Annotated in this window: 14 protein-coding genes; 7 read left to right on the top strand and 7 right to left on the bottom strand. The window is 29.4% G+C overall.

Going from position 1 to position 17063, the window contains the following annotated elements; translation table 11 throughout:
* Nucleotides 1–22 precede the first annotated feature (22 nt).
* On the top strand, nt 23–814 hold the full coding sequence (locus BV55_RS0110560; protein WP_029452790.1) for a rhomboid family intramembrane serine protease: 792 nt from the start codon (nt 23–25) through the stop codon (nt 812–814).
* Nucleotides 815–860: 46 nt separating this feature from the next.
* Here BV55_RS0110560 and BV55_RS0110565 read toward each other — a convergent pair whose 3' ends face one another.
* Both BV55_RS0110565 and BV55_RS0110570 read right to left on the bottom strand, forming a co-directional pair.
* Nucleotides 861–2324 carry a HAMP domain-containing sensor histidine kinase gene (locus tag BV55_RS0110565; RefSeq protein WP_029452791.1) on the bottom strand — a complete coding sequence of 488 codons (1464 nt, stop codon included), beginning with the start codon at nt 2322–2324 and terminating at the stop codon, nt 861–863.
* Nucleotides 2324–3007 (bottom strand): response regulator transcription factor, encoded by a 684-nt coding sequence (locus BV55_RS0110570; RefSeq protein WP_029452792.1) that lies wholly within the window; start codon nt 3005–3007, stop codon nt 2324–2326. Before BV55_RS0110570 ends, BV55_RS0110565 begins: the two co-directional genes overlap by 1 nt.
* 135 nt (nt 3008–3142) lie before the next feature.
* Here BV55_RS0110570 and BV55_RS0110575 point away from each other — a divergent pair, with 135 nt between their 5' ends.
* From BV55_RS0110575 to BV55_RS0110585, 3 genes are all read left to right on the top strand, one after another.
* Complete coding sequence (locus BV55_RS0110575; RefSeq protein ID WP_029452793.1) at nt 3143–4081, top strand: alpha/beta hydrolase; 939 nt, start codon at nt 3143–3145, stop codon at nt 4079–4081.
* Nucleotides 4082–4206: 125 nt separating this feature from the next.
* Complete coding sequence (locus BV55_RS0110580) at nt 4207–4707, top strand: TspO/MBR family protein (protein ID WP_029452794.1); 501 nt, start codon at nt 4207–4209, stop codon at nt 4705–4707.
* Nucleotides 4708–4922: 215 nt separating this feature from the next.
* Nucleotides 4923–6074 carry an amidohydrolase gene (locus BV55_RS0110585; protein ID WP_029452795.1) on the top strand — a complete coding sequence of 384 codons (1152 nt, stop codon included), beginning with the start codon at nt 4923–4925 and terminating at the stop codon, nt 6072–6074.
* Between the two features lie 112 nt (nt 6075–6186).
* Here the strand turns inward: BV55_RS0110585 and BV55_RS0110590 are convergent, their stop codons facing one another.
* Together BV55_RS0110590 and BV55_RS0110595 are read right to left on the bottom strand one after the other, a co-directional pair.
* Complete coding sequence (locus tag BV55_RS0110590) at nt 6187–6894, bottom strand: LrgB family protein (protein WP_029452796.1); 708 nt, start codon at nt 6892–6894, stop codon at nt 6187–6189.
* Between the two features lies 1 nt (nt 6895).
* Entirely contained in the window at nt 6896–7255 is a 360-nt protein-coding gene (locus BV55_RS0110595) for a CidA/LrgA family protein (RefSeq protein WP_029452797.1), read from the bottom strand.
* A 227-nt stretch (nt 7256–7482) separates the two neighbouring features.
* Here BV55_RS0110595 and BV55_RS0110600 point away from each other — a divergent pair, with 227 nt between their 5' ends.
* The gene (locus BV55_RS0110600) at nt 7483–9870 is read left to right on the top strand and encodes a VIT and vWA domain-containing protein (RefSeq protein WP_029452798.1); all 2388 of its coding nucleotides are present in this window, start codon (nt 7483–7485) and stop codon (nt 9868–9870) included.
* A 46-nt stretch (nt 9871–9916) separates the two neighbouring features.
* Here BV55_RS0110600 and BV55_RS0110605 read toward each other — a convergent pair whose 3' ends face one another.
* Together BV55_RS0110605 and BV55_RS0110610 are read right to left on the bottom strand one after the other, a co-directional pair.
* The gene (locus BV55_RS0110605; RefSeq protein ID WP_051652489.1) at nt 9917–10732 is read right to left on the bottom strand and encodes a tetratricopeptide repeat protein; all 816 of its coding nucleotides are present in this window, start codon (nt 10730–10732) and stop codon (nt 9917–9919) included.
* Nucleotides 10733–10923: 191 nt separating this feature from the next.
* Nucleotides 10924–11175 (bottom strand): GIY-YIG nuclease family protein, encoded by a 252-nt coding sequence (locus BV55_RS0110610; RefSeq protein ID WP_029452800.1) that lies wholly within the window; start codon nt 11173–11175, stop codon nt 10924–10926.
* A 222-nt stretch (nt 11176–11397) separates the two neighbouring features.
* Here BV55_RS0110610 and BV55_RS0110615 point away from each other — a divergent pair, with 222 nt between their 5' ends.
* Together BV55_RS0110615 and BV55_RS0110620 are read left to right on the top strand one after the other, a co-directional pair.
* The gene (locus tag BV55_RS0110615) at nt 11398–14907 is read left to right on the top strand and encodes a 5'-nucleotidase C-terminal domain-containing protein (protein ID WP_029452801.1); all 3510 of its coding nucleotides are present in this window, start codon (nt 11398–11400) and stop codon (nt 14905–14907) included.
* 137 nt (nt 14908–15044) lie between these two features.
* The gene (locus BV55_RS0110620; RefSeq protein WP_029452802.1) at nt 15045–15836 is read left to right on the top strand and encodes a divergent polysaccharide deacetylase family protein; all 792 of its coding nucleotides are present in this window, start codon (nt 15045–15047) and stop codon (nt 15834–15836) included.
* Nucleotides 15837–15894: 58 nt separating this feature from the next.
* On the opposite strand, the gene ltaE is transcribed toward BV55_RS0110620, so the two are convergent.
* Nucleotides 15895–16926, bottom strand: a complete 1032-nt coding sequence (gene ltaE / locus BV55_RS0110625; protein ID WP_029452803.1) for a low-specificity L-threonine aldolase — start codon at nt 16924–16926, stop codon at nt 15895–15897.
* Nucleotides 16927–17063: the final 137 nt, after the last annotated feature.

The following is a 17063-nucleotide window of genomic DNA, read 5'->3' on the forward strand; positions in this document are numbered from 1 at the left end:
GGGTTTATTAGGAGGCGTTAAAGTGAATTGGCTTAATAAGTTAGAAAGAAAATTCGGTAAATATTCAATTAAAAACTTAATGTTATACATAGCTTCATTAAATTTTTTGGTTTATTTACTAATTATGGTTGACCCAAATAATAATATTGTGTCTAAACTAATGCTAAAACCTGAGCTAATATTAAAAGGTGAGGTTTGGAGACTTATAACCTTTATATTTATTCCACCTAACACTTCAGCCTTTTTTATAATATTTGCATTATATTTTTACTATATTGCAGGAAGAGGGCTAGAGCAAGAGTGGGGTAGTTTCAAACTTAATGTTTATTATTTATTTGGTATTTTAGGTACTATTATAGCTTCTTTTATAACTAAAGGATCTGCAACTGCTACGTATTTAAACCTTTCTTTGTTTTTAGCATTTGCAAGGTTATATCCGGACTATGAATTGCTTTTATTTTTTGTAATACCTATAAAGATTAAATATTTCGCTTATATTAACTGGGTTATCATAATAGGATCTATTATAACTCAAAAAGGTTGGGCTATGAAATTAGCAGCAATAGTTGCGGTAATTAACTATTTCGTGTTTTTTGGTAAGGATATAGTTACAAATAAAGTCCAGGTACGAAAAGTTCATAAAAGAAGAGAAAAGTTTAAATCTGAAATACCTTATAAAAGTTATATCCATAAATGTACTACTTGTGGTATAACCGAAAAAGATAATCCTAATATTGAATTTAGATATTGCTCTAAATGTAATGGATACTATGAATATTGTACGGATCATATAAAAGATCATGAACATAAATAGTGAATTTTAAAAGTAGGCTTTGAATTTATAAACTCAAAGCCTACTTTTACGATATTAAAGAATTATTTAAAAGAATTGTGAATTTAGTTCCTTTGTTTAAGTCACTTTCTAAATTTATACTTCCATTATGCATCTCTATAAGGCTTTTGGATATAGCAAGACCAAGTCCTGTCCCACCACTTTTATGATTTCTTGATGCATCAACTCTTACAAAAGGATTAAAGATATCTTTTTGAAGATGGGTAGGTATACCTATACCATTATCTTCTATTGTAATAATAATGTCTTTATTAATAGTAAACAAAGTCATAATGAAGTGGGTATAATTAGGATTGTATTTTATAGAGTTCATTATTATATTGCTAAGGGCTCTATCTAAATGATTTTTATCAAAGGCAGCTATTATAGTTTTTTCGGGAATATCAAAATCGTATTGAAAGTTCTTTTCTTCCATCTTAGGTATATATGAAGCAATAAGCTCTCTTAAAAATTCACAAATATCTAAGTGCTCAGTTTTTAATTTAAAATCAACACTTTGAAGTTTGGAAAACTCGAAAAGTTCAGTAAGCAAGTTATTTGCCCTAAGTGCATTTTGATTTATTACATTTAAATATCTTTTAGATTCACTTTCACTAATAGATTCATTTTTGATTAAATAATCTGAATAACCAAGAACGATAGAAAGAGGGTTTTTTAGGTCATGAGAAATATCTAGTATTAGTCGTCTTCTAAGTTCCTCAGATTTCTCTTTTAACATTTTTTCATTTTCCAACTTTTCCGCCATACCATTGAAAACATCTCTTAATTCTCCAAACTCTGTTTTGGATTTTAAGTAAATTCTAGCTGAATAGTCTCCATTTGATATTTTATTAGATCCTTCTATAAGTAATTTTAAGGGCCTAACAAAATTTTTAGAGGATATTCTAGAATATACAATAAAACCTAATAGCAAAATAAAAAGTGCTATAAAAACTGCTAACATAATAAAATATTTAGGAGATAACTTTCTATGATTCATCCTAAAACTTTCAGCGGAATCTCTAGGTATTGCAATAATAAGTAAAAAGTCTTTTTCTTCATTATATACAGTTCTATAAATATAATTATAAGAAGAATTTTCAGAATCATAAGATGAGTAGGGGAGCTCTAAAGAATTATTAATAATTTCATTAAATGATTTTAAATCATATTTATCGATTTTCATAGCGGGATTGCCCTTTCTAAATATAACCTTCCCAGTATTGTCAATGATTTCTAAGTATCCTCCAAGGTTTTCAATCTTTTCAGAATTGATGTTAGTATAATCATCTCGCATTATGCTACTTGGATCATCTAAAATTGAATCTTGGAGGTTAAAATAAAGGGCCGTACCTATAAGTGTGGCAATTATTAAAGATAAAAATAAGATACCTGTCATTATGAAATATAATAGTATATAATTTTTCAATAAAAGATTTGCAAGTTTCTTTTTATTTTCTTTATAATTAAGTTTCTTTTTTCGCATAAACATTATATATTCTCCAATTTATAGCCTATACCTCTTATGGTTTTCAAATATTTAGGAGACCTAGGGTTATCTTCAATTTTATCTCTTATATGACTTATATGAACCATTATAGTATTATCATCATCATAGTAGGTATCCTTCCAAACTAGTTCGTACAATTGTTTTTTAGTATAGACTCTCCCAGGGTTCTCCATAAGAAGTTCTAATATTTTATATTCTTTAGCATTAAAATCTAAAGTGATATTTCCTTTAGAAATACAACAGCTTTCTTTGTCTAAAAGTAAGTCTCCTACAGTAAAATTTATTCTTGACTTTTTATCAGAATATTTATAATATCGTCTAAGCTGAGCCTGGATTCTTGCAATAAGTTCTAAATGACTAAAGGGTTTTGTCATATAATCGTCAGCGCCAAGGCCAAGACCTCGTATTTTATCTGTGTCTTCATCTCTAGCAGTTAGAAATATCACAGGAATTTCACTTATTTCCCGAATCTCCTTTAAAAGTGAGAAACCATCAAGCTTTGGCATCATAATATCTAATATAGCAAGGTCTATAGGCATATCTTTTAATATGTGTAGAGCCTCTAGACCATCTTCTGCCTTAAAGACTTTATAGTCTTCCATAGTTAGATGCAATTCAATTAAGTCACGTATATCTTGTTCATCTTCAGCAACTAGTATATTCAAAAGTTCACCGCCTTTAATGTTATAGCTACTATTATAATGGAAGAATAACATAAAATACAACATAAAATGCAATATTGATTTTAATATATACAGTGGTATGATTAATTTATATAATATGAAAGGTGGAGGTGTATTATGAAAAGCAGTAGTTTTATATTTACAGATAAAAAGGGTAAAGATATTAATACTTATAAATGGGAACCTGATAACTTATTAGAAGATAAAGGTTTAGTCATTCAAATTGCTCATGGAATGGCAGAAACTGCATTAAGATATGAAAGGTTAGCAGAAAAACTTACAGAAAACGGTTATATTGTGTATGCAAATGACCATAGAGGACATGGAAAGACCGCAGGTAAAGTAGAAAACTTAGGATATATATCAGAAGATGATGGATTTTACGATATGATTTATGATATGAATGAACTAACTAAAATAATAAAAAAAGAAAATCAAGATAAAAAGGTTATTTTATTTGGACATAGTATGGGGTCTTTTTTATCTCAAAGATACATTCAAATGTATCCAGAGGAATTAAGTGGGCTAATACTTTGTGGGAGTAATGGAAAGCCAAAGCCTATAGTCGCTATTGGTAAGGGTTTAGCTAAAATGGAAATAAGGAGCAAAGGTGAAAGGGCAAAAAGTGACCTTATGAATAAACTTTCATTTGGCAGTTTTAATAAGCATTTTGAACCAACAAGAACAGATTTTGATTGGTTAAGCAGGGATGAAAATGAGGTAGATAAATATATAAAGGACCCTTATTGTGGAGCTATATTTACAACTTCTTATTATTACTATTTTTTAAAGGGATTAAAGGATATTCATAAAGAAGAGAATCTTAAAAACATACCTAAAAATACTCCTATTTTTATAATTTCAGGTGGGGAAGATCCTGTAGGTGATTATGGTGAGGGTATAAAGAACCTTGTTAATTTATATAGGGATTTAGGGGTAACTAATTTAGACTCTAAAATTTATGAAGGTGCAAGACATGAACTCTTAAATGAAATTAATAAAGAAGAGGTTATGGATGATATTATATGTTGGATAAGAAAACAAAAGTTTATTTAGATTTTGAAATATACAAGTCTTATCCATATTAAATTTGTTATATAGGAATAATTATAATTTTAATGAGTATAGTTATTGTTATTAATGCATAATAGTAGTAAAGGTAGTCATAATAGGAGGGTTATATGAAAAATGTTTTTAAAGTTAAAGGTAAATATGACGTAGGAGCTCTTATAATAAGTTTAATTATAACTGAAGGCATAGGTTTTGTTGTTGGTATGTTTATATCTAATAGCACTGATATTTATTCAAAATTAATAAAACCAAGTTTTGCACCTCAAGGATATGTATTTCCAATAGTCTGGACGATTATGTATGCATTAATGGCAATTGCAGCTTACAGAATTTATCTTTATGGTAAAAGTGGAGTTAACATCAAATCAGCACTTTTTTCATATACCATACAGCTTATTTTAAATTTTCTATGGTCCTTTATATTCTTTAAGTTCAATTTGTATGGATTGGCATTTTTAGAACTTTGTTTATTATGGTTAGCCATTGTAATTACTACAGTTAAATTTTATAGAATTGATAAGGTTTCTGCATATCTTATGATTCCCTATATAATTTGGGTAGCATTTGCAGGGGTGTTAAACTTTTTTGTATGGAAACTAAATGAAATGTAGATTAAAAACATATTTTATATTAAGGCTTAAGGGAAAATGGCAAACTTTTCATAAGCAAATCACTTTATCTTTTAAGTTGACTAATTCATACAAATCTATACAATAATTAATAATTGCAATACAGAATTCTTAAATTTAGACTTTATTTTAAAGGTGAAAATTGATTGTTATAGAAGTATATATTACACAGAATTTTTTATAGAATGGGTGATAAAATGTTAATAAAAAATGCTAAAATATATACTATGGCCAAAAATAATTATGAAAATGGATGTATTTTAATCGAAGATGGTAAGATTACAAAGATAGGTGAAGATATTAAGGTATCAAAAGAGGAAGAGATTGTTGATGTTAAAGGAGCATTAGTAATGCCTGGGATAATAGATGCTCATTGTCATATTGGAGGCCAAGAAGCTAACATGGGATTTGAAGGTTCAGATATAAATGAGATGAGTGATCCAATAACTCCAGAACTTAGGGCTTTAGATGCTATAAATCCTAGAGATGAAGCTTTTAAAAAGGCAATATGTGGAGGTATAACTTCTGTTATGACAGGACCTGGTAGTGCTAATGTTATAGGTGGAACTTTTGTTGCTATTAAAACCTTTGGAATATCTATTGATGATATGGTAATTAAGGAGCCAGCAGCAATGAAAATAGCCTTTGGAGAAAATCCAAAGAGAGTATATAACGGTAAAAATAAGATGCCATCCACTAGAATGGCTACAGCTGCATTGCTTAGAAAAACCTTATTTGATGCAAAAAATTATAAAGTAAAAAAGGAAAATGCTAAAGAAAAAGATGAGTTTTTTGAAACCAATTTTAAGATGGAAGCCTTACTTCCAGTTATAGAAAAGAAAATACCATTAAAAGCACATGCACATAGAGCTGATGACATATTAACAGCTATAAGGATAGCAAAAGAGTTTGATGTGCTTTTGACTCTAGATCATTGTACAGAAGGACATATTATAGCAGAATATATAAAAGAGTCAGGATATCCTGCTATAGTGGGGCCTACTATGAGTTTTAATTCTAAGATAGAACTATCAAATAAATCATTTTCAACTCCTAAGGTTTTAGTAGATTTAGGAGTTAAAGTTGCAATAATGACGGACCATCCAGTTATAGAACAACAATATCTTCCAGTATGTGCTGGCCTTGCTACTAAGGAAGGGTTAAGCTTTGAAGACGCACTTAAAGCTATAACTATTAATGCAGCAGAAATTATTGGCATTGACAATAGATTAGGGAGTCTTGAAATAGGTAAAGACGCAGATATAGCAATATTTGATGGTAATCCATTAGAATCTATGACTAATTGTTTGTATACCATAATAGACGGGAAAATCGTCTATAAAAGATAGAAGATGTATGTAATAAATATAAATTAAGCAAAAAATAAGATGGACTAATAAAGTTCATCTTATTTTTTTGTTTAATGATAAAGATATGTATCTTGAAATTATTTTATTTTAATTAAATACCCAAGATGCTTGTACAGATATTATATATTAATGGAGCAATGAATACTGTTATTATTCCTGCTACAGCTATACAAATACTACTTATAGCACCTTCGGTTTCACCAATTTCAAAGGCCTTAGCAGTGCCTAATGCATGAGAAGCAGTACCAAAAGCAATACCCTTTGATAAGCTATTGTCAATTTTAAATACTTTAAATAATAAAGGCCCAATTATGGAACCTATTATTCCAGAAACAATTATTGCAAACACGGTAAGGGAAGGTATGCCACCTAAACCTTTAGATATTTCTATACCTATAGGAACTGTAGTAGATTTAGGTATCAAGGATTTTATTATGCTTAAATCTAAGTTTAAAACATAAGATAAAAATATTATTGATACTATTCCAGCAATGCTACCTACTAATATTCCTGATAAAAGTGGTATAAGATTTTTCTTTAATAGTTCTAGCTTATTATATAATGGTACTGCAAGAACAACGGTTGCAGGTCCTAGAAAAAATGAAATAAATTTACCTCCAGAATTGTATTGTTCAAAGCTTATGTTAAACATAAGTAATGTAGAAATTATTAAGATAGTACTTATGAGCAAAGGGTTTAATAAAGGAGCTTTAAATTTATTATATAAAGCAATACTTATTTCAAAACATACTAAAGATATTAGGACTCCAAATAAAGGAGAATTAATTATTTCAGCCAATTTAGATACCTCTCTTTCTTTTACGATTTATAAGAAAACTTGTGGTCTTAGCCGAAACTAACATTACAATGATTGTACTTATAAAACATACAAATAATATTTTGTGGAAATTATTTTTAAGTAAACTTATTGAAGTTATAAGACCTACGCCAGCTGGGATAAAGAAAAAGGCTAAATTATCTAAGAAAAACTTGCTTACATTATTTATTTGTTCTAATTTTATAATATTAAACATTAAAGAAAGCAATAATATAATCATAGCAATAATATTTCCTGGTACAGGTACCTTAAATATATTATGGATAAGTTCACCTAAAAGATAAAAAGACAAAATAATCATAAGTTCTTTCAGAATTTTCATTTATACACCTCACTTTTTGTTTCATATACACTTTATCATCTTTTTCAAAGAAATAAACCTTTGACTGAAAAGAAAAAATATATAAAACAATTAGATTATTGAAGCAAGTCAATAATTATGATAAAATTTGTTTTAAATACTAAGGCAAATATCAGGTAATTCGTAGTATAATAAAGACATATCATATCCTATAATATTATTAGGATATTTAGGAAGGAGAGAAAACCTTGAGTAAGTATGGTTTAAGAGACAAAAGATTTTCAGAAGATGAGGTAGAATTAAAAAAGGTAAGTATAAGCGGAAATATATGCGGAGAATTCGTTGAATTTTCTATGTCTCAGGTATATGAGAATAACACAGACAGTAATATAGATGCTGTATATATATTTCCACTACCAGATACTGCAGTACTAAGTGGCTTTGAGGCAATTTTAGGAGGAAAAACTTTAACCGCTATAGTAGAAGACAAAGAAGACTCATATAAAATATATGAAAGTGCATTAGAAAGTGGAATAAATATCATAAGCATAGACCAAGATGAAGATAATGTATTTACTATATCCATAGGAAATATTTTACCTAATGAAACTGTTAAGATTAATATAACTTATATGGATCAGCTTTTATATGAAGATAATAGTTTTAAGTTAATGATTCCGAGTATAATAGCACCTCAACCTATGGAGGATGAAGAATTAAATAAAGAAAAGCCTCAATATAAGTTAAATATGAACTTATTAGTAGAATCCTTTAATAAGCTAGATATATATTCACCTACACATGGAATTCATATTCATAGAGAAGATGACACCCTATGCAAAGTAACATTTAAAGAGGGCCAAATGCTTCATAAGGACTTTGTTTTAATGATGAAAGAAGTTGAAAATGAAGAGTATAGTGGTATGCTATACAATTATGATGGTATAGATGAAGAAGAGGGTATATTATACCTTAGACTTTATCCAAAACTTGATTATGAAGAGTCTCATGAAGGACAAAATTATGATTTTTTAATGGATATCTCTGACTCTATGGAAGGGGAAAAACTTGAAGAAACAAAAAATGCACTTCATCTTTGTCTTAGAAATCTTGATGAAGGTGATGATTTTAATATAATAGCCTTTAGTAAAGATCTGAAGGTATTTTCTAAAAATGGTAAGGTACCTTATAATGATGAAAATTTACAAAAGGCTTCAGAATGGATAGATGAAATAAAGGTAGAACCAGGTGCAGATGTTTTTGAAAGCTTAAAATATGCTCTTCAAGAGAAAAATATAGATGGTAATAGTACAATATTATTATTTACAGATGATATGGTAGAAGACGAAGATGAAATAATTGATTATGTAAAAGAGAATATAGGCGATAATAGAATATTTACCTTTGGAGTAGATACTGTAGTCAATAGTTATTTTATAAACAAAATGGCTGAAATAGGTTATGGAAGACCTGAGTTTATATATGCAGGAGAAAGAATTGATGATATGGTATTAAGGCAGTTTAATAGAATAACTAATCCACAGGTGGATGTGTTATCTATTGACTGGGGTGCAATGAAGGTTCAAAGAACATATCCTACAACTATAGATTACCTCTATGATAGAGAGCCTATTTCTATATTCGCAAAAGTTAGTGGCGAAATAGGAGGTAAGGTTACTATAAAAGGAAAAGTAGGAGAAGAAGAATATATAAAGACTATTGATCTAGATAAGTTAGATTTAGATGTAAATGCAGATCTCATAGAAAAAGTATGGAGTAGAAAAAGGATAGAATCTCTTACAGAAAAGATCCGTGGAGAAAGAGGCCCTCTGAAAGATTCTATGAGAGAAACTATAATAGAATTATCTAAAGAATACGGTATAATAAGTAAGGAAACCTCTTTTGTTATGCTAGAACAAATGGAAGATCCAGTTCTTGGTATGTCTATGAACAATATTATACCAATACAAATATCAGAAGAAGCTATGGAAAATATAGCTGAAGGCTATTTCCTTGATTCACCAAGCTTTTTTTATAAGGTAGATATAAGAGAAAAAATGATAGAAGAAGGTTTGGATAAAGAAAAGGCTAAAAAAGCAATAGTTTACGATAGAGAAAATCTATTAAGAATAATTGCAAAAAACCAATTAGCAGATGGAGCTTTTTGCAATAAAAAAGAAGGAAATCTTCAACAAAAAATTGAGAGTACAGCTGTAAGTGTATTGGCATTTACACTTGGAAAAGAAGATGTAAAGATTTATATGAATCAAATAAATAAAGCATTAAGATATGTTATAAAGACTACAAAAGAAAATGAAAATTCATTAGATGAAAGGTTAATATATATTGTTGTATTAGCGCTTAAGTCATCTATAGAAAAAAGATTAGTAAGGCAACCTAGTAGAACAATGATTGAAGATTATATAGAAATATTAAAAGATAAGATTAAAGAAAATAAATATATGCATATAGAAGATATTCTAACAATGGGCAAAAATTCAGAACTTAAAAATGCTACATCATCTATGATATCTTTAAATAAAGAAGAAAAAATCAACGAAGAATCTTTAATAACTTCTAAAGGTACACAAAAGATTTTAGATATTGCAAAGCTTGCTATACAAAAGACTTTATAACACAGCATAGACTTATATAACTTTATATAACTAAAAAAATAGAGCTTTATTTTAAAAGCTCTATTTCTTTTTCTATAGATTCCTTTTTAAAATTACTTAGGAAAGATTCTTTTAAAGTTAATGACTTTTTGAACATTTCTAATGCTTTTTCTGAATCACCTGTATTTTTTAGTACTAGGCCGTAATAATAATAAGCTTCAGGGAAGGTAACGTCTTTAACACATAATCTTGTATATATATCTAAAGCCTTATCATATTCACCTAAGTAATAATATGTTTCACCGAGATTGTCCATTATAACGCTATTATTTTCATCATATTTTATAGCTTCTAGATTAAAGTTTAAAGCATCTTCATAATCCCCACTTACAACAAGTAAGTAACCAAGGCTTTCATAAAGCGTAGTATTTTTATATTTTTCATATGTGCTTTTTAAAATATTAATACACTTATCTAAGTTGCCGTTTTTCCATTCTATTAGCGAAGTTACCATCTTATAATTCATTTCATCATTTAATTCTAGTGGAAGCTTTCTTTCATCTATAAGACTAATTACTTTATTTGCCTTATCAACATTACTATCGCGAAGAAGTATATAGGCATAATTAATTATAACTCTTGCTTTACAAGATTTTATTTTTATAGCTTTGTCGTAATATGATATAGTCTTATTTAAATTGTCTTTTTTGAAATACTTATTTGCAATCATAGTATATATAAGATATCTTTTTACAAACAATTTAGAAGCAAAATATCCTATAATAAATATATTACCCATGACTTTACTGTAATTAAAAGCAACTGAAGAACCTATAAATATAAACAATAATTCTAGTACTAACTTTAAAGTGATTTTACCCATCGAAACTCCTCCAAATAAAATAAATTTAGACAATATATCAATTATACTATGATTTCAGATATAGTGAAAGTTAATGTAGCGTTATTTTAATTTAACTATTTATCTTGAAAATAGAATTTAAAATTAGAAAGATACTATTTTCAAGATATTCTAGAAGAACTTATTTATGTGGTAATAAGAGATTGAAATCATTATATGCAAAAGGAGTTTTTTATAAGCTTTAACTTTTCAGTTCTTGATAGTTGTTTTATTGCATATTCTCTTTTTTGAGCAGAAATCTTATCAGGGTGTTTTTCAAAGTATACAAGCCTTACAGGAAGTCTACATCGCGTATACTTGGCACCTTTACCACTAGAATGAGTAGCTAACCTTTTTTCAATGTTTACTGTCCAACCAGTATATAAAGTGTTGTCGGAGCATTTAAGTATATATACATAACACATATTTATCACCAATAAATATTATAGTGCATAAAGTGTTTTTATGCACTATAGATCATTTAAAAACACTTTATATTTAGATAATGAAATAAAATATGGCATTTTAGGAAATGGTATTTACAAAATATTATAATGAATCTATAATGTAATTACGAATCTTTAATGAAAAACATGTAAACGGTTTTACATTGAGGAAAAATATAATATTATAAGGGGGAGAGGTCTTTGTTCAAAAAGTTAAGGTCGAAAAGGTACATAGCTTCTTTTGTATCTTTAATAATGATTTTAAGTTTTATTACGCCAATGGACTTAAAGGTTTTTGCAAGTGAAAAAGATGTGACAAATATCCAAATTGTTGCTACCTCTGACATGCATGGTAGGTTTATGCCTTATGATTATGCCACAGGTTCAGAAGACTTAAATGGAAGCATGGCTCAAATATCAACAATGGTGAAAGAGTTAAGAATTAAAAATGAAAATGTTCTGTTAGTTGATAACGGAGATACAATACAAGATAACTCATCATCATTATTTTTAAAAGATGAGATTCATCCAATGGTTCTAGCTATGAATGAAATGGGTTATGATGTTTGGAATCTTGGAAATCATGAATTTAATTATGGTATGAACACACTAAAAACTGTAAGTTCTAAATTTAATGGAGAAGTTTTATGTGGTAACGTATTTGATTCCGCTAAAAAGCCAATAGAAAAGTCTTATACAATAGTAGAAAAAGGTGGAGTAAAGATAGGGATAATTGGAATGGTAACTCCACATATAATGAAATGGGATTCAGAAAATTTAAAAGGATACACTGCAACAAACCCTGCAGAAGAAGCAAAAAAGGTAGCAGATGAATTAAGAGGTCAAGTTGATATTATGATAGGATTAATTCATGCAGGAATTGATGAGGAATATGGAAATGGAGACTCTGCGAGAGAGCTTGCTAAAGCAGTTCCAGATCTTGCAGCTATAGTAGCAGGACATGCTCATTCAACTATACAAGGGGAAAGAGAAGGGGACGTTATTATAACAGAACCATATAGACAAGCTAATGCACTTTCAGTTATAGATATTAAAGTTACTGAAAAAGATGGCAAAAAGGTTATAGAAAACAGAAAAGATGATGTAAAATCAAAGGTTGTTTCAGTTTCACCTAAAGGTGGTAAACCAGCCTTAGTAGATCAAGATTTAGCAGCTAAACTAAAACCTCAACATGATAGAGCTATAGCTGATGCAAAAACAGTTATAGGGGAATTAAAGGGTGGAGATTTAGCACCAAAATCAGAAATAAAAGATATACCACAAGCTCAACTTGAGCCTACAGCTATGATGGATCTTATAAATAAAGTTCAAATGTTTTATGGAAATGCTGATGTGTCATCTGCAGCTTTATTTAGAGATGATGCCAATATGAAAGAAGGGCCAATAACTAAATCAGGTACTACTTCAATATATAAGTTTGATAATACTTTAAGGGTATTAAAAGTTAACGGAAAACAACTAAAAAAATATATGGAATGGTCTGCTAGCTATTATAATACATTTAAGCCAGGAGATTTAACCGTATCTTTTAATCAAAATGTAAGAAATTACAATTATGATATGTTCAGAGGAGTTAAGTATAATATAGACATATCAAAAGAAGCAGGAAGTAGAATAGTAGACTTAACTCATATGGATGGAACACCTATTAAAGATGATGAGATAATAAAGCTTGCAGTAAATGACTATAGAGCTAACACCACATTACTAAATGACCAAACAGGGCTATTTAAAGGTGAAAATGTAGAAGTTATTTATGACTCTTTTAAATCTATGGGTGATGATGGAAGAATCAGAGACTTAATAAAGAAATATATAGTAGAGGAAAAGAAGGGCGTTATAACTCCAGAAAAAGATGAAAACTGGGCTTTAACAGGATATAAGTGGGATGCTTCTGATAGAGCTTTAGCAATTAAATTAATTAATGAAGGCAAATTAAGCATACCAAGATCAGCAGATGGAAGAACTCCAAACGTAAGATCTATAACTACTAGAGATTTATTGATGCTAGATAATGATATCGTAGATGTTTTATCCTTTAATGACTTTCATGGAGCATTAAAATCAGAAGGTAAAAATATAGGAGCTGCAAAGCTTGCAGGAGAAATAAGTAGATTGAAAGCTGAAAATCCTAACACAATAGTGGTAGCAGCAGGTGACTTATTCCAAGGTAGTCCAATGTCTAATTTAAAGAAGGGGGAACCAGTAGCAAAATTCTTAAAATTAATAGGACTTGAAGTTTCAGCAGTAGGTAACCACGAATTTGATTGGGGACAAAATTTAATACCTGTATGGTCAAAAACAGGAGAATTTGATTTTCTAGCAACTAATATTTATGATAAGTCCACAGGAGAGCCAGTACAATGGGCTAAGCCTTATAAAATCATTGAAAAGGATGGAAAGAAAATAGCATTTATAGGAATTGCCACTCCAGAAACAGCTTACAAGACAAAACCTGAAAATGTTAAAAATCTTGAATTTAAAGATCCAGTAGAAAGTGTGAATATTTGGGCTCAAAAAATAAGAGAAACTGAAAAGGTAGATGCGATTATAGCACTTACTCACTTAGGAGCTTCACAAGATTCTAAGACAAAAGAAGTTACAGGAGAAGCAGCAGACTTAGCTAAGAATGCTAAAGGCATTGATGCTGTTATTAGTGCTCACTCACACCAATATGTAAATGGTACAGTAAATGATATTCCAGTTGTACAAGCTAGAAATAATGGAAGATCTTTAGCTAGATTATCCCTAGCATTTAATAAGGATAGTGGAAAGCTACTTAAAATTATGAATAGTGTAGAAGACTTATATTTAAGAAAAGATTTGGTTGAAGATTCAGCAGTTAAAAATATGTATGATGAATATAACAAAGATTTAGCACCAATTTTAAATGAAGAAATAGCCACTTTAGATACCGACTTAACTCATAATAGAGATGAAGGACTGTCAGTACTTGGCCAATTTACAACAAAACTTATGGCTGAAGCTGCAGGAGTTCAAATAGGTATAACTAATGGTGGAGGAATAAGAACACCTATAGAAAAGGGTAGTATAACTATGGGTAAGATGTATGAAGTATTCCCCTTTGATAATACACTTGTAACTATGAAGCTTAAAGGTTCCGACCTTAAAAGAGTAATAGAACATGGTATAATGCCAGATGGATTTGGATGGGGTCAATTTTATGGAATAAAAGTATATTATGATAAGGATGCAAAGGCTGGAGAAAGAATTACATCTATGAGATTATTAGATGGAACTCCAATAGATATGGAGAAATATTACACTGTAGTTACTAATGACTTTATGTATGACAAGGGAGATAATTATGATTTCTCAGGAGCTATGGATGTAGTAGATACTGGAGAGCCAATAAGAGATTCTATGGCTAAGATAATAAAATCTATGGGACACGTATCTTTTGAATATGAAAAACATCTAATAGATGGAAAAGATACTACTATAGATGAACCAAAGTTAGATCCAGGCCAAGACCCAGAAAAGGGTGGAGATGAAGTAATTATAGCAGATAAAGATTCAAAAACATCAATTAATAAAACAAATTTACCAAAGACTGGTTCAATAGTAGGTGCATCACAACTAATAACATTAGGATCACTTATTACATTAGTTGGAGTATATTTATTCTTAAATGATAAATATAAAAAGAAAAAGGAAAATGTAGCATAATACTTTTAACTAGAGAAATAAGTATCTTGATTAATCAAGATACTTATTTTTTATTATAAATATAAATTAGCAATAACTTTTATTTATTCAACATAAACTTACTAAAAGAAAAGTATAAATAGTATAGGGGTGATAAAATGTTTATTGTTATAAAGAAAAAACAAATAATTGTAGCACTGATAATTATTATAATCTGTATTATTTCTGTTTTTGGAATAATTTATCTTAAGGGTGAAAATACTTTTAATGAAACCTACACTTATTATGTTGCTATTGTTATAGATGACTTTGGTAATGATAGTAAGGGCACTAAAGAGATGATGGATATTGGCATTCCATTTACTGCTGCAATTATGCCCTTTATGAGTTCTAGTGTAAAGGATTCACAAAAGGCGAAAGAAAAGGGTATAGAAACAATCGTTCATTTACCTATGGAACCTGAAATAGGTAAAGCGAGTTGGCTTGGGCCAAGAGGTATAACTGTTAATTTAGAAGATGCAGAAATAAACACTAGAGTGGAAGAGGCCTTTAAGGAAATAGATGGTGCAGTTGGACTTAACAATCATATGGGATCAAAGGCAATGAAAGATGAGAGGGTAGTAGGAATAATAATGGAGTGTTTAAAAAAAAATAATAAGATTTTCTTAGATAGTAAGACAACCTCTAGTAATATTGCAGAAAATATAGCAAAGAACCTGGACGTAAAATATTATGGAAGAAATATCTTTCTTGATAATAATAAAGATATTTCTTCCATAGAAAAACAATTAGATAAGGTTGCAGACTTAGCCATTAAAGAAGGAAAGGCTATTGCTATAGGGCATGTAGGGGTTGAGGGAGGAGAGGTAACAGCAAAGGCTATTAAAAATAAAACTAAAGAATTAGAAAGAAGAGGTATTGAGTTTGTACCTCTTTCTCAAATGCCTTAAAAATGATAAACAAATAATAACTTTAACATTAGATAAGGAAGGGCATTAAATTTCTTCCTTATCTATTTATGAATGCTTTTAATGTAGATATTATTCTTTCTATATCTTTTTTTTCTATCCAATAGTTTGTAACAAATCTCATTTCTCCATCTTCAGGAGGATTTATTTTTATGCCATTTTCATAAAAGAATCCAACTATTTCTTCACTTTTATTATCATCTAAATCAATTTCAAAGAAAACCATATTTATATGCACACCTTTAAGATTAATTTTTATTTGTGGTATCTTTGATAATTCTTGTGCTAACAATTTTGCGTTTTCATGATCATATTTAAGGTTTTGAACCATATCATTTAAGGCTACTATGCCAGCTGCAGCTAAAAATCCTGATTGCCTAAGGCCACCACCCATAAGCTTTCTATTCTTCCTAGCTTTACGTATAAAGTCTTTATCTCCAGCTAAAATTGAACCTACAGGAGCACAGAGACCTTTTGAGAGACAAAACATTACAGAGTCACAGTATTTAGTTATTTCTTTTGGGTCTTTATTAAGATAGGTAGAAGCATTAAATAATCTAGCACCGTCAAGATGAACTGGTAGATTATATTCTTTTGCTATACTGTAAATTTCGGACATATTGCTTAAGGGAATAACCCTACCATTGGAATGTGCATTTTCCATACATATAAGTGAAGTTTCAGGAAAATGAATGTCATTTCCCTTTCTTATACGCTTTAATACGTCGGCTGGACTTATAATTCCATCTATAGAATCTATAGTTCTAAGTTGAACTCCTGCAATGACAGAAGCAGCACCTACTTCATGCACAACAATATGAGAGCTATCAGAAAGAATTACCTCAGATCCCCTTTTACAATGAGTAAACAGTGCTAATTGATTTCCAAAGGTTCCACTAGGTACGAATAAAGCAGCTTCCTTCCCAGTAATAGTAGCAGCAAGAAGCTCCAACTCCTTTACAGAAGGATCATCTTCATAAACGTCATCACCTACTTTAGCAATATACATAGCATCCCTCATAGCTTTTGTAGGTTTAGTAACGGTGTCGCTTCTAACATCAATATAATTCATATAAATATTCCCCCTATTAATACAAAATTTTAAATTGTTATGTTTCACATAATTAATTCAAATTTGAAACAAGGTTAAATTAGTTATGTGTTATATATCACATTATATAACAGAATATTAAATATTAGATAAGATTT

The sequence above is a fragment of the Clostridium algidicarnis genome, from assembly GCF_000703125.1.
GTDB lineage: Bacteria > Bacillota > Clostridia > Clostridiales > Clostridiaceae > Clostridium_L > Clostridium_L algidicarnis.

Excerpts from the sequence above, each read along its gene's own strand:
- BV55_RS0110605 (WP_051652489.1), bottom strand. The coding sequence starts at position 10,732 with ATGGGTAAAATCACTTTAAAGTTAGTACTAGAATTATTGTTTATATTT.
- BV55_RS0110565 (WP_029452791.1), bottom strand. The coding sequence starts at position 2,324 with ATGTTTATGCGAAAAAAGAAACTTAATTATAAAGAAAATAAAAAGAAA.
- BV55_RS0110585 (WP_029452795.1), top strand. The coding sequence starts at position 4,923 with ATGTTAATAAAAAATGCTAAAATATATACTATGGCCAAAAATAATTAT.
- BV55_RS0110580 (WP_029452794.1), top strand. The coding sequence starts at position 4,207 with ATGAAAAATGTTTTTAAAGTTAAAGGTAAATATGACGTAGGAGCTCTT.
- BV55_RS0110575 (WP_029452793.1), top strand. The coding sequence starts at position 3,143 with ATGAAAAGCAGTAGTTTTATATTTACAGATAAAAAGGGTAAAGATATT.
- BV55_RS0110620 (WP_029452802.1), top strand. The coding sequence starts at position 15,045 with ATGTTTATTGTTATAAAGAAAAAACAAATAATTGTAGCACTGATAATT.
- BV55_RS0110610 (WP_029452800.1), bottom strand. The coding sequence starts at position 11,175 with ATGTGTTATGTATATATACTTAAATGCTCCGACAACACTTTATATACT.
- ltaE (WP_029452803.1), bottom strand. The coding sequence starts at position 16,926 with ATGAATTATATTGATGTTAGAAGCGACACCGTTACTAAACCTACAAAA.
- BV55_RS0110595 (WP_029452797.1), bottom strand. The coding sequence starts at position 7,255 with ATGAAAATTCTGAAAGAACTTATGATTATTTTGTCTTTTTATCTTTTA.